The 13326-nt window shown below is 54.9% G+C and carries 8 protein-coding genes; 3 read left to right on the top strand and 5 right to left on the bottom strand.

Going from position 1 to position 13326, the window contains the following annotated elements; genetic code table 11:
• Window positions 1–6 precede the first annotated feature (6 nt).
• Window positions 7–1971, top strand: a complete 1965-nt coding sequence (gene tssI, locus HV352_RS20755) for a type VI secretion system tip protein TssI/VgrG (RefSeq protein WP_181635061.1) — start codon at window positions 7–9, stop codon at window positions 1969–1971.
• Window positions 1971–2492, top strand: coding sequence for a hypothetical protein (locus HV352_RS20750; RefSeq protein WP_019078246.1), 522 nt, complete (start codon window positions 1971–1973; stop codon window positions 2490–2492). Before tssI ends, HV352_RS20750 begins: the two co-directional genes overlap by 1 nt.
• Window positions 2493–2513: 21 nt before the next feature.
• Here HV352_RS20750 and nrdG read toward each other — a convergent pair whose 3' ends face one another.
• The 5 genes from nrdG to treR all read right to left on the bottom strand — a co-directional run bounded on the left by nrdG (window position 2514) and on the right by treR (window position 9927).
• Complete coding sequence (nrdG, locus tag HV352_RS20745; protein WP_016151476.1) at window positions 2514–2978, bottom strand: anaerobic ribonucleoside-triphosphate reductase-activating protein; 465 nt, start codon at window positions 2976–2978, stop codon at window positions 2514–2516.
• A gap of 175 nt (window positions 2979–3153) precedes the next feature.
• Window positions 3154–5292, bottom strand: coding sequence for an anaerobic ribonucleoside-triphosphate reductase (gene nrdD, locus HV352_RS20740; protein ID WP_016151477.1), 2139 nt, complete (start codon window positions 5290–5292; stop codon window positions 3154–3156).
• A gap of 409 nt (window positions 5293–5701) precedes the next feature.
• Entirely contained in the window at window positions 5702–7354 is a 1653-nt protein-coding gene (gene treC / locus HV352_RS20735; RefSeq protein ID WP_181635060.1) for an alpha,alpha-phosphotrehalase, read from the bottom strand.
• A 49-nt stretch (window positions 7355–7403) separates the two neighbouring features.
• Window positions 7404–8822 (bottom strand): PTS trehalose transporter subunit IIBC, encoded by a 1419-nt coding sequence (treB, locus tag HV352_RS20730; protein WP_181635059.1) that lies wholly within the window; start codon window positions 8820–8822, stop codon window positions 7404–7406.
• A 157-nt stretch (window positions 8823–8979) separates the two neighbouring features.
• Window positions 8980–9927, bottom strand: a complete 948-nt coding sequence (gene treR, locus HV352_RS20725; protein WP_047414711.1) for a trehalose operon repressor TreR — start codon at window positions 9925–9927, stop codon at window positions 8980–8982.
• 389 nt (window positions 9928–10316) lie between these two features.
• Here treR and mgtA point away from each other — a divergent pair, with 389 nt between their 5' ends.
• Complete coding sequence (mgtA, locus tag HV352_RS20720; RefSeq protein WP_103283425.1) at window positions 10317–13025, top strand: magnesium-translocating P-type ATPase; 2709 nt, start codon at window positions 10317–10319, stop codon at window positions 13023–13025.
• Window positions 13026–13326: the final 301 nt, after the last annotated feature.

Below are 13326 nucleotides of genomic sequence, written 5' to 3'. Positions count from 1 at the left end.
TTTCCCATGCCCGACACCACCATCATCAAACTCACCGCTCCGGCCCTAACCGGTCTTACCGCCGCTACCGCACAAACCGACTCCCAACTTAACGGCCTGACCACCGCCACTATCGCCGCAACCACCTCCGCGCCGTTAACGCTTGATGCTGTGCTGGCAACCCATCTGACCGCCACCATCAACAACGCCGACTATGACGGGCTGATTGCCGAGGCGCACCAGCTTCCGGCGACCAGTAACGCCGATCGCTATCAGTTTGTGCTTCGTCCGTGGCTGTGGTGGCTGACGCTTGCCAGCAACAACCGCGTTTTTCAGAACCTCAGCGCGCAGGAGATCGTCGAGAAGGTGTTTAAGGATGCCGGGTTTACCGACTATCAGTTCAAACTCAAAACCAAATCAGAAAAGCGCGAATACTGCCTGCAATACAACGAAAGCGATTTTAATTTTGTCTCGCGGCTGCTGGAGCTGGAGGGGATCTTCTGGTTCTTCACCCATAAGGAAGGCAAACACACGCTGGTGCTGGCGGATGATAACAGCGCCTTCCCGCCGATAGCGGGTGAGAAAAAGGTCAAGTATCAGGCGGCACAGAGCGGCGAGCGGGAAACCGGGGCGATTCGCTCGGCAGAGCTGCGTTTGCAGGCCACCGCGCAGGGCTTCCAGAGCAGCGACTACAACTACGAGCAGCCGAAAGCGGCGCTGTTCGCGCAGGCTGGTGAGAAGAAGGGTGGTATGCAGTATCAGCATCCGGGGCGTTTTAGCGTTAAAGCCGAAGGCGACGCGCTGGCGGCGTGGAAAGTTAACGCCCTGAAGGCGCAGGCGAAACAGCTGGTCGGCGAAAGCGACTGCGCGGCGCTGACCGCCGGGCACTGGTTTACTTTGACCGATCACGATGACAAAGCATTGAACATCGACTGGCTGGTCATTGCCGTCAGCCACGAATACGACGGCGAGCGCTATCGCAACCGCTTTACCGCCATCCCGAAGGCCACGCCGTACCGTCCGCTCGCCGTGACGCCGCAGCCTTTTATGCATACGCAAACAGCGGTGGTGGTGGGTAAAAGCGGAGAAGAAATCTGGACTGATAAGCTTGGTCGGGTGAAGGTGCAGTTCCCGTGGGACAGAGAGGGCAAAAACGACGAAACCAGCTCCTGCTGGCTGCGGGTCGCCACCGCCTGGAGCGGCAACGGCTTCGGCGCGCAGTTTATCCCGCGCATCGGCCAGGAAGTGGTGGTGAGCTTTATCGATGGCGACCCGGATAAGCCGCTCATTACCGGCTGTGTGTACAACGGCGCGAATGCACTGCCGTACGCACTTCCGGCGAATCAAACCCAGTCGGGCATTAAGACCAAAAGTGAAAAAGGTTTTAACGAACTGCGCTTCGACGACAAAAAAGATGCCGAGCTGCTGGCGATGCAGGCGCAGAAAGACTTCCAACTTACGGTGCTCAACGACAGCAAAACGACTATCAGCCATGACGATATTCAGAACGTCAAAAACGACCGCACACGTACCGTTGAAGAGGGCAACGAAACCGTCACCCTGAAAAAGGGTAACCGCACGGTCAAAATTGAGAAGGGCAGCGACACGCTGGAGGTGAAAGACAAACGCAGCGTGACGGTGAAAGGCGATCAGGAACACGCCATCGATGGCAATGAGACACATAAGGTAAAAGGTAACTACACGCTGAACGTCGACGGCAATCTGACGATTAAGGTCAGCGGTTCGCTTACCCTGGAGAGCGGCAAAACCCTGAAAGTGAAAAGCGGAGCGGATCTCAGCGCCAGCGCCGCATCGGGTCTGAAACTGGACGCCACCAACATCGCTAGCGAAGCCAAAGCCTCGCTGACGCAAAAAGCCGCGACGATAACCCACGAAGCAAAAGCCACGCTCACCAGCAAGGCCAGCGCCACCCAGACAGTGGACGGCGGTGGCATGTTGACCATCAAAGGCGGGATGGTGAAAATTAACTGATGCGTGAAGTGTTGGAACATCAGCAGGAGAGTACCTGCTTTCAGGCCGAGCTGACCGACGGTCTGCTGAACGGCGAAATGCGGATCGAAGAGCATGGTCGGCTGCTGTCGGTGCTGCGCTATCGGCAGGGCGCGTTGCATGGCGAGATTGAAAGCTGGCATGCCAACGGCCAGCTTGCCATGCAGCAGAGCTATCGCGATGGTCTGGCACAGGGCGTGGCGCGTTATTTTTCAGAAGAGGGGGCGCTGATACGTGAAGAGCAGTGGCTTGATGGTCAACTGCACGGTGAATGCTGCAGCTTTTATCCTTCCGGCCAGTTGCAGATACGCGAACAGTGGCGGCACGGGTTGCGTCACTCGCTCAGCGAGCAGTTTTACCCGGACGGCGCGCCAGCCCAGCGGCAATCTTATGAACAGGGAAAACAGAAGGGAGAAGTGGAGCGCTGGCTACCGGATGGGCGTGCCATTGATGCCCGTGGTAAAGCGCAATCGCGAATGAGTAAATGGACGGAGAGGCTGTGAAAAGCCTCTCCAGAGCGCGTGTTAACGCAAATGATGTACAACCTGATTACTGCTACCGCGCCAGATTAGCGCCGGGTCTTTAAGATCCTGCACGTATTTGCCATCGACCAGCACGTTGATGAGATCGACAACCTGCATTTGCGCGGCATCGAGTTCATCGAGCTTGTAGCCGGTCCACACCCAGATGTCTTTTCCCGGACACTCAGCGCGAATGCGCTGCACCAGTTGCAGAATATCCGGCACGTTTTGTGGATGCAGTGGATCGCCGCCGGAGAGCGAGATCCCCTGACGGTGAATACGCGTGTCGTTCAGATCGGCAATGATCTTGTCTTCCATCTCTTTGCTAAACGGCTGGCCGGAATTGAGCCGCCAGGTGCTTTTGTTATAGCAACCGGGGCATTCATGCACGCATCCTGAAACAAACAGGGTACAGCGAGTACCGGGACCATTAACGATGTCGACAGGGTAATACTGATGGTAATTCATTTGCGCTTCTCATCCGTTTATCAATTCGCGCCATAGCTGCGTTCGTGCGCCCGAGTCACTTACTTATGTAAGCTCCCCGGGACTTACTCATTTGCTGCCTTGCTATGACGTGAATTGCGTTGCGGAAATAATGGCCCGAAAAGCGTCGCATCGCCGGGCAATAAAATCGTCTAAATTAACCGATCTGCCCGTTCCCTAAATGCTTAACGCGGCGCTTCACTTCTTCCTGCTTACCGGCGTTAAACGGACGAGCGTCCGGGCTGCCTAAGTAACCGCAGACGCGGCGGGTGACCGATACGCGCGCGGCGTCGTGGTTACCACATTTCGGGCAGGTAAAGCCTTTGCTGGTGCACTCAAACTCACCGGTAAAGCCGCACTCGTAGCATTCATCGATTGGCGTGTTGGTCCCGTAATAGGGCACGTGCTGATAGCTGTAATCCCAGACGTCTTCCAGCGCTTTCAGGTTGTGCTGAATATTCGGGTATTCGCCGTAGCAAATGAAGCCCCCGCTTGCCAGCGGCGGGTACGGCGCTTCGAAATCGATCTTGTCGTACGGGTTAACCTTCTTCTCCACGTCGAGGTGGAAGCTGTTGGTGTAGTAGCCTTTGTCGGTCACGCCCGGGACCACGCCAAATTCGGCGGTATCCAGACGGCAGAAACGGTCGCACAGGTTTTCACTTGGCGTGCTGTACAGGCTAAAGCCGTAGCCAGTCTCGTCTTTCCACTGATCGACCGCTTGGCGCAGGCGTTCCACAATGGCGATACCTTTGGCGCGCAGCTGCTCGCTGTCATACACATGCTTGTCGCCAAACAGCGCATTGATGGTTTCGTGAATACCGATGTAGCCCAGAGAGATGGATGCACGACCATTTTTAAAGATTTCTGACACATCATCGTCCGCTTTCAGACGCACGCCGCAGGCCCCTTCCATATACAGAATTGGCGCCACGCGGGCCTTCACGCCTTCCAGGCGCGCAATGCGGGTCATCAGCGCTTTACGCGCCAGCACCAGACGATCGTCGAGAAGCTTCCAGAAGGTGGCTTCATCGCCATGCGCTTCCAGCGCGATACGCGGCAGGTTGAGGCTGATAACGCCGAGGTTGTTACGTCCGTCGTGAATCTGTTCGCCGTTCTCGTTTTCCCACACGCCGAGGAAGCTGCGACAGCCCATTGGCGTTTTGAACGAGCCGGTCACTTTGACCACCTGATCGTAGTTCAGGATGTCCGGATACATACGCTTGCTCGCGCACTCCAGTGCCAGCTGCTTGATGTCGTAGTTCGGATCGCCAAACTTGTGGTTCAGACCGTCACGAATCGCGAACACCAGTTTCGGGAACACTGCGGTTTTACGATTTTTACCCAAGCCGGCAATACGGTTACGCAGAATGGACTGCTGGATCAAACGCGATTCCCAGCTGGTTCCCAGGCCAAAACCAAAGGTCACGAACGGCGTCTGACCGTTGGCGGTATGCAGGGTGTTCACTTCATACTCGAGAGACTGGAATGCGTCGTAGCACTCTTTCTCGGTACGGGAATGGGCATAACCGTCGGCGTCCGGGATCTGCCATTCTTCAGCGGTTTTACGATGTTTATTAAAGCTCTCGGTGACGAACGGCGCAAGAACTTCATCAATACGGTTAATGGTGGTGCCGCCATAAATATGGCTGGCAACCTGCGCGATAATTTGCGCGGTGACGGCGGTCGCGGTAGAGATGGATTTTGGCGGTTCAATCTCCGCATTACCCATCTTAAAGCCCTGCGTCAGCATGCCTTTGAGGTCGATCAGCATGCAGTTAAACATTGGGAAGAACGGAGAGTAGTCGAGATCGTGATAGTGAATATCACCACGCTCGTGCGCCTGGACGACATCACGCGGCAGCAGGTGCTGACGCGCATAGTGTTTGGCAACGATACCGGCCAGCAGGTCGCGCTGGGTTGGGATCACTTTGCTGTCTTTGTTGGCATTTTCATTCAGCAGAGCAGAGTTGGTTTGCTCAACCAGACCACGAATTTCCTGGTTCAGACGGCCACGTTTTTCACGCTGGATATCACGGTCGTGGCGATATTCGATGTACGCACGGGCGAGTTGTTTGTACGGGCCAGACATTAGCTGGTTTTCTACCGCTGTCTGGATCTCGTTGATATCGACCTTGCTGCGCTCATTCATCTGGCTACTAACGACTTCTGCGACGGTGGCACAGTAATCTGCGTCATCGACTCCCGCTGCTTTAGCTGCACGCAGAATGGCTTCTTTGATGCGCTCTGATTTAAACGGCACTTTACAGCCATCTCGTTTCATCACATGCGGTGTCATGATCACTCCATATTTATAAGAACAGGTTATCCACAGAGGTTGGGGAGGCCATCAGGGCTTTATTCATCTCTATTGCCAATGACTTCCCGCAATCCTGACCCACTTTATCCACAATTCCACCGTGAAGCGGTGCACTGTAGTTGTAGCAATTGTAGTCGATTAATACAACATATTGGGTCGGCGTGCATTTTAAGTTCTATATGTAGTGATTTGCATCAAGGATGTTTACGATTTATTTGATGTAGCGCAAAGTAAAAATCGGAGCGTACAGATGACGGGCACTACAGCCGATTGTAAATTGTGGGCAGAAAATTCTGATTAATTATTCAACAAAAACAGAAAGGTAAGCTGAGCGTAGGCATCAAAGCCCGGCAGCGTTATGCGTACCGGGCCTGAACATAATTGCAAGCTATTTTTGCACCCACCAGACGGCTTCAAAAGGACGCAGCGTCATGTCTGCGGGTTGGCTGGCGACCTCGGCATAGTTGTGCATCAGCACCTGCCAGTTGCCGTCGGTCTGGGTCGGCTGCCAGCTCTGGAAGGTATCGCTCAGATTAGCAATGACCAGCAACCGCTGTCCTAGCCATTCACGTTGATAGCACCACAGATGCGGGCTGCCCGGTAGCAGATCCTGATAGTCGCCCCAGGTGATAACCGGCTCTGCTTTACGCAATGCGATCAGCTTCTGATAGGTATAGAACACCGAGTCGGTATCGCGCAGCGCTGCCGCCACGTTGATATCCGCTGCGTTGTCGCACAGATTGATCCACGGCTCACCCTGGGTGAAGCCCGCGTGTTTGCTGGCATCCCACTGCATCGGCGTGCGGCTGTTATCGCGCGATTTACTGGCGAGGATCGCCAGCAGCTCTTGCGCATCGCGTCCCTGGCCGTTCAGGGCGGCAAACATGTTATGGCTTTCCACATCGCGGTAATCGGTAATCTGGCGGAAGTGCGGATTGGTCATGCCGATCTCTTCACCCTGGTAGATGTAGGGCGTGCCCTGCATACCGTGCAGCACCATCGCCAGCATTTTTGCGGCCGGAACGCGGTATTTACCTTCATCGCCAAAACGCGACACGATGCGTGGCTGGTCGTGGTTACACCAGAACAGCGCGTTCCAGGCCTGATTGTGCATGCCTTGCTGCCAGTGGCGGAATAGGGTTTTGAGCGCCACATAGTCGGGTTTGGCTAACGTCCACTTCTCACCGTTGGGGTAATCCACTTTCAGGTGGTGGAAGTTGAAGGTCATCGACAGTTCGCTGCCATCGAGTGCGGCGTACTGCTGGCAGTTTTCCAGCGTGGTGGAGGACATTTCTCCGACCGTCATCAGGCCGCGGGGCGTGAAGACGTCGCGGTTCATTTCACGTAAAAACGCATGCGCGCGCGGGCCGTCGGTATAAAAACGCCGCCCATCGCCTTCGGGATCGCTCGGGAAGTGCTGATCTTTAGAGATAAGATTCACCACGTCGAGACGCAGCCCGTCCACGCCGCGATCGGCCCAGAACTCGCACACTTTTTTTAGCTCGGCGCGGACCGCCGGATTCTCCCAGTTCAGGTCTGCCTGCTCCGGAGCAAAGAGGTGCAGATAGTACTGCTCGCTTTCGGCGTGCCAGCCCCAGGCGCTGCCGCCAAATTTGGAGCGCCAGTTATTCGGGAGACTGTCTGGCGTACCGTCGCGCCAGAGGTAAAACTGACGATACGGGCTGTCTTTATCCAGCGCCTCGCGAAACCAGGGGTGCTGGGTTGAAGTGTGGTTAAACACCATATCGAGAATAATACGGATACCGCGCGCTTTCGCCTGCGCCACCAGTTCGTCAAAGTCTGCAAGCGTTCCGTAGGCCGGATCGACAGACATGTAATCCGCGACGTCGTAGCCGTTATCAACCTGCGGCGAAATATAGAACGGCGTTAGCCAGATGGCATCAACCCCCAGCGTTTGCAGATAGCCGAGACGCTGCGTCACGCCGCGTAAATCGCCGGTGCCGCTGCCGGTGGTGTCCTGAAAACTCTTGGGGTAAACCTGATAGATGACGCCGTTTTGCCACCAGTGGGGAATATTCATGGTTGTTTCCTGGAAATACGATGGGGCGCAACTGCGCCCCGAAGAAAAGTTAGACAATTTGTAGTGTGCCCATACGGTGTTTACGCTGATAAACGAATGAGGTCAGTACCATGGGGATAACAATCGCAATGACCATTGCCATGCCAAATACCTGCCAGTAAGTCGGCTGGATGGAGAGGATGCCCGGCAAACCGCCGACGCCAATTCCGTTCGCCAGCACACCGTTCAGGCCGCACAGCAGTCCGGCGAGACCGGAACCGATCATCGCGCACAGCATCGGGAAGCGGTATTTCAGGTTGATCCCGTACATGGCCGGTTCAGTGACCCCGAGATAGGCGGAGATCGCGGCAGGAACGGAGATTTCACGTTCATTGTGTTTGCGACTGGAGATGATGATCCCGACTACCGCAGAGGCCTGAGCGATATTCGACAGTGCGATCAGCGGCCATACCGGCGTACCGCCCATGCTCTGAATCATCTGCATGTCGATAGCCAGCGTGGTCTGATGCACGCCGGTTATCACCAGCGGGGCATACAGGAAGCCGAACAGCGCTGCGCCAATCGGGGCAAAGCTGCCGGTCAGCAGGTGACGGACCGCAAACGCGACACCGTCGCCGATCATGCGGCCAAACGGACCAATAAAGGCGTGCGCGAGGAATACCGCGAGGATCAACGAGCACACCGGGACGATCACCAGATACAGATAATCCGGGACGATGCGTTTCATGCGTGTTTCAATAAACCCGAGCGCCAGACCGGCCAGCAGTGCCGGAATAACCTGTGCCTGATAGCCCACTTTCTCAATGCTGAACAGGCCGAAGTTCCACACTTCCGGTACCTGTTGACCGAGTAGATAGGCGTTCATTAGCTGCGGTGAAACCTGGGTCACACCCAGCACAATACCGAGGATCGGCGTTCCGCCCATTTTCTTCACTGCTGACCAGCAGATCCCGACCGGCAGATAGAAGAAGATCGCTTCGCCAATTAGCCACAGGAAGTCGTAAAGGGTTTTCAGCGAAGGGTGCATCTGCGCCAGCGTCTGCCCGTTGCTCATGGGCAGATCGCCAATCACATTACGAAAACCCAAGATCAAGCCGCCGCTAATCAGCGCTGGCAGCAGCGGGAAGAAGATCTCCGCAAAATGAGAAATCAGCTGTTCGTGCCATTTCATATTCTGCCGCGCGGCTTTTTTCGCCTGCTCTTTGTCGGCGCTGGCCTGACCGGTTGTCGCCAGTAGCGCTTTGTAGTAATCGCCCACTTCGGTACCAATCACCACCTGAAACTGCCCGGCGTTGGTGAAGCAGCCTTTGACCATCGGCAACTGTTCGATCTCTTTTGGCCTGGCATTCGCAGGTTGATTCAGCACAAAACGCAGGCGAGTAATGCAGTGACTTACCGTGGCGATATTGTCGCGCCCGCCTACCAGCTCAATCAGCCGGTCGATGTCTGCTTGTTTTATTTTGCTCATGATGATGTGTGTTCCCCGTAGGCCGGATAAGACGTTTTAGCATCGCCATCTGGCAACTCTCTCGTTGCTGTGGCCAGAGTATATCGTCGATGATTTTTTAAAAATGGGAACGTTCCCGAAACGCAGCGAAGATCACAAATTAACGCTCAGAAAGCGATCAGGAGAGGGTGGAAGGAATAACGATTTGTCGTAGTTCGCTACGGCCATTGATCTGCTCGATCAGCTGCGAGGCCGCTTGTCGTCCGGCTTCGGCATATCCTGGATCGACGGTGATAATTTCCGGATGGAGGAATTTCATCAGCGGCGTACTGCCCACGCTCGCCAGCTGTAGATTCTCAATTCGCTGCTCTTGCAGATATTTGCTGACACCAAGGGCGAGGGTATCCGTCGCGCAGACTAAGGCAGTGGTTTCCGGGGTGATGACGTTGGCGGCCTGCTCATAACCCTGCTTCATGGCAAGACCCGGTAGCGCGGCTACAGGATGCAGTTTGTGGTTCTTACAGAACGCCAGGTAGGCTTCATGGCGGCGCTTACCGGTGGTCACGTCGCTATGGGGAACGCCAAGAAAGCTGATATGGCGATGCTCGCGATCGTATAAACGCTGCATCAGGGTGCGAATGGCGCCTTCATCGTCATAGCAGACGGAGGCAAAGCCTTTGGCATCTCTTGCCAGCAGCACCAGCGAATCCTGCCAGGAGGCGAGCATGGATTCACTTATGCCGGTAAAACCAAACAGCACCACGCCGTCAATATTGCGGCGTCTGAGCATGCCGAGATGCTCTTCAACCAGCTCGGGCGAGAACTGGCTTTCCATCATGATCGGGTCGTAACCCTGCTCATAAAAGGCGGGCAGCATGGTTTGTACGGCGAGATTTTCCGAAAGCGAGTCCAGACGCGTGACGATGATCGCCACCACCTTGTCACTTTGTCCGCGCATGGCGCGTGCGGAGCGGGAAGGGGAAAAACCGTGCTGATTCATCACCGCTTCAACGCGTTCGCGGGTGCGTTCGCTCACGCCGCTTTCATTGTTAAGCACACGGGAAACGGTTGATTTTCCCACACCGCTTAAGCGGGCGATGTCTTTAATTGTCAGCCGGTTTTGCATCCTGTTTTCCCGTGTTGCGTGTGAAGTTATGCCAAATAGAGAATAACTTTACTCAAGCGCAGCGCAATGGGCAAAGTCTGGTATACGTTTGGTTTAGTTTCCATGGTTTATCATACTGCCATAATTGCCACAAACCTTATGGTTTTCTGCGTATAATCCGCAGCGCAAATCATTCACTTACCGGAGGCTATATGGATCCCGATCCCACCCCTCTCCCGAGATGGAGAAACTCCCCTTTCCGGTAAGCCTGTCTTTCACTGTCTTACCGGAGCAGTAAGACAGTGACGTTCTGACGTCCCTGTTGTGATTTTAATATTGCCATCAGGTAAGGCTTTGCCACGCCTGAAGGATTTACTGCGCCTGTTGAGACTGGCGCAGAGGGACTGCCTATGTTCAAAAATATTACTCGCCAGCTATTTGCCCGGCTAAACCGCCATTTACCACATCGTTTGGTGCATCGCGATCCGTTGCCTAATGCCCAGACCGTTGCCAGCACGCCGATCCCACCATCGCTGAGCGAACATTGTCTGAAAATGGCGCTGATGGACGAAGCCGCGCTGTGGAAAACGTTTGGCGCGCACCCGGAAGGATTAAACGCCGCAGAAGTGGAAAACGCTCGCGAATTACATGGCGAGAACCAACTGCCGGCGCAGAAGCCGTCGCCGTGGTGGGTGCATCTGTGGGTCTGCTACCGTAACCCGTTTAATATTTTGTTGACCATCCTCGGTGCGATTTCCTATGCCACCGAAGATCTGTTTGCCGCTGGCGTCATTGCTCTGATGGTCGTCATCTCTACGCTGCTGAATTTTGTGCAGGAGGCGCGTTCCACCAAAGCGGCAGATGCGCTGAAAGCGATGGTCAGTAACACCGCTACGGTGCTGCGCGTTATCAACGAGAAAGGAGAGAACGGCTGGGTTGAACTGCCGATCGACCAGTTAGTTCCCGGCGATATCATTAAGCTGGCGGCAGGGGATATGATCCCGGCCGATCTGCGTGTGGTGCAGGCTCGTGACCTGTTCGTGGCCCAGGCTTCGCTGACCGGTGAATCGCTGCCGGTGGAGAAAGTCGCAACCAGCCGCGACCCGCAGCAAAGCAACCCGCTCGAATGCGATACCCTGTGCTTTATGGGCACCAACGTGGTGAGCGGCACGGCGCAGGCCATCGTGATTGCGACCGGAGCCAATACCTGGTTCGGGCAACTGGCGGGCCGCGTCAGCGAGCAGGAAAGCGAGCAGAATGCTTTCCAGAAAGGGATCAGCCGCGTCAGCATGCTGCTGATCCGTTTTATGCTGGTGATGGCGCCGATTGTGCTCATCATCAACGGCTATACCAAAGGCGACTGGTGGGAAGCGGCGCTGTTTGCCCTGTCTGTCGCGGTGGGGCTGACCCCGGAAATGCTGCCGATGATCGTCACCTCGACGCTGGCGCGCGGGGCGGTGAAGCTGTCAAAACAAAAGGTCATCGTCAAACACCTCGACGCTATTCAGAACTTTGGCGCGATGGATATCCTGTGTACCGATAAAACTGGCACCCTGACACAAGACAAAATTGTACTTGAGAATCATACAGATATATCTGGTAAGCCCAGCGAGCACGTCCTGCATTCTGCGTGGTTGAACAGTCATTACCAGACCGGGCTGAAGAATTTGCTGGATACGGCAGTGCTGGAAGGCGTGAACGAAGAATCAGCCCGCCAGCTCTCTACCCGCTGGCAGAAAATTGATGAGATCCCGTTTGACTTCGAACGCCGCCGCATGTCGGTGGTGGTCGCTGAAGAAACCGATGTGCATCAGCTGGTGTGCAAAGGCGCGCTGCAGGAGATCCTCAGCGTCTGCACCCAGGTGCGCTACAGCGGTGAGGTTGTCCCGTTAGATGACAACATGCTGCGTCGGGTGAAGCGCGTCACGGATACGCTGAATCGCCAGGGGCTGCGCGTGGTAGCAGTGGCGACGAAATACCTGCCAGCGCGTGAGGGCGATTACCAGCGTATTGATGAATCAGATCTGATCCTCGAAGGCTATATTGCGTTCCTCGATCCGCCGAAAGAGACCACCGCGCCAGCGCTCAAAGCGCTGAAAGCCAGCGGTATTACGGTGAAAATCCTGACTGGCGATAGCGAGCTGGTGGCGGCGAAAGTGTGTCATGAAGTAGGGCTGGATGCGGGCGATGTGGTTATCGGCAGCAGCATTGAAGGGTTAAGCGACGATGAGCTGGCAACGCTGGCCCAGCGCACCACGCTGTTTGCTCGTCTGACGCCGATGCACAAAGAGCGCATTGTCACGCTGCTCAAGCGCGAAGGTCATGTGGTTGGCTTTATGGGGGATGGCATTAACGATGCCCCGGCGCTGCGCGCGGCGGACATTGGTATCTCCGTTGACGGCGCGGTTGATATTGCGCGTGAAGCCGCTGATATCATCCTGCTGGAAAAGAGTCTGATGGTGCTGGAAGAAGGGGTGATCGAAGGACGCCGTACTTTTTCTAACATGCTGAAGTATATCAAAATGACGGCCAGTTCTAACTTCGGTAACGTGTTTAGCGTGCTGGTGGCGAGCGCCTTCTTACCGTTCCTGCCCATGTTGCCGCTGCACTTACTGATTCAGAACCTGCTGTACGATGTATCCCAGGTGGCGATTCCGTTTGATAACGTCGACGAAGAGCAGATCAAAAAGCCGCAGCGCTGGAATCCCAGCGAGTTGGGGCGCTTTATGATCTTCTTTGGACCAATCAGCTCGATCTTCGACATTCTGACATTTTGCCTGATGTGGTTCGTCTTCCATGCGAATACGCCAGAACATCAGACGTTGTTCCAGTCTGGCTGGTTCGTGGTAGGCCTGCTGTCGCAAACGCTGATTGTGCATATGATCCGTACCCGCCGCGTGCCGTTCATCCAAAGCCGCGCCGCATGGCCGCTGATGCTGATGACGCTGGTGGTCATGGTGGTAGGCATTGCATTACCGTTCTCGCCGCTGGCCAACTATCTGCAATTGCAGGCGCTGCCGCTGAGCTACTTCCCGTGGTTGATTGCGATTCTGGCGGGCTACATGACATTAACCCAGCTCGTGAAAGGTTTTTATAGCCGCCGCTACGGCTGGCAGTAAGCACAAGATATCGGCTGCGTTGGCCCCTTAAAAAGCCAACGCAGCTGTAACCTGGCGCAGGAGGAATATCGGTATCGCCCGATGATTCGTGCCGCAGAAAATTCATGCGTATTATTATTTCTGTTAAAAGATAATTAATTCGATAAATGTGAATGATAAGTGAATAAATTCACGTAGAATATTGTTTTTTAATATTCATACATTAAAAATTATAATTTATAAGATATGCCTTAGCACTCCCCCTCCATTCATTCCGCAAAATATCGAGAATTAAAAAATTTACATAAAAATCTATGATTGC

The sequence above is a fragment of the Citrobacter sp. RHBSTW-01044 genome (assembly GCF_013781945.1).
Taxonomy (GTDB): Bacteria; Pseudomonadota; Gammaproteobacteria; order Enterobacterales; family Enterobacteriaceae; genus Citrobacter; species Citrobacter braakii.
The sequence above is the reverse complement of the archived record's forward strand: the minus strand, read 5'-3'. Positions and strand labels throughout refer to the sequence as shown.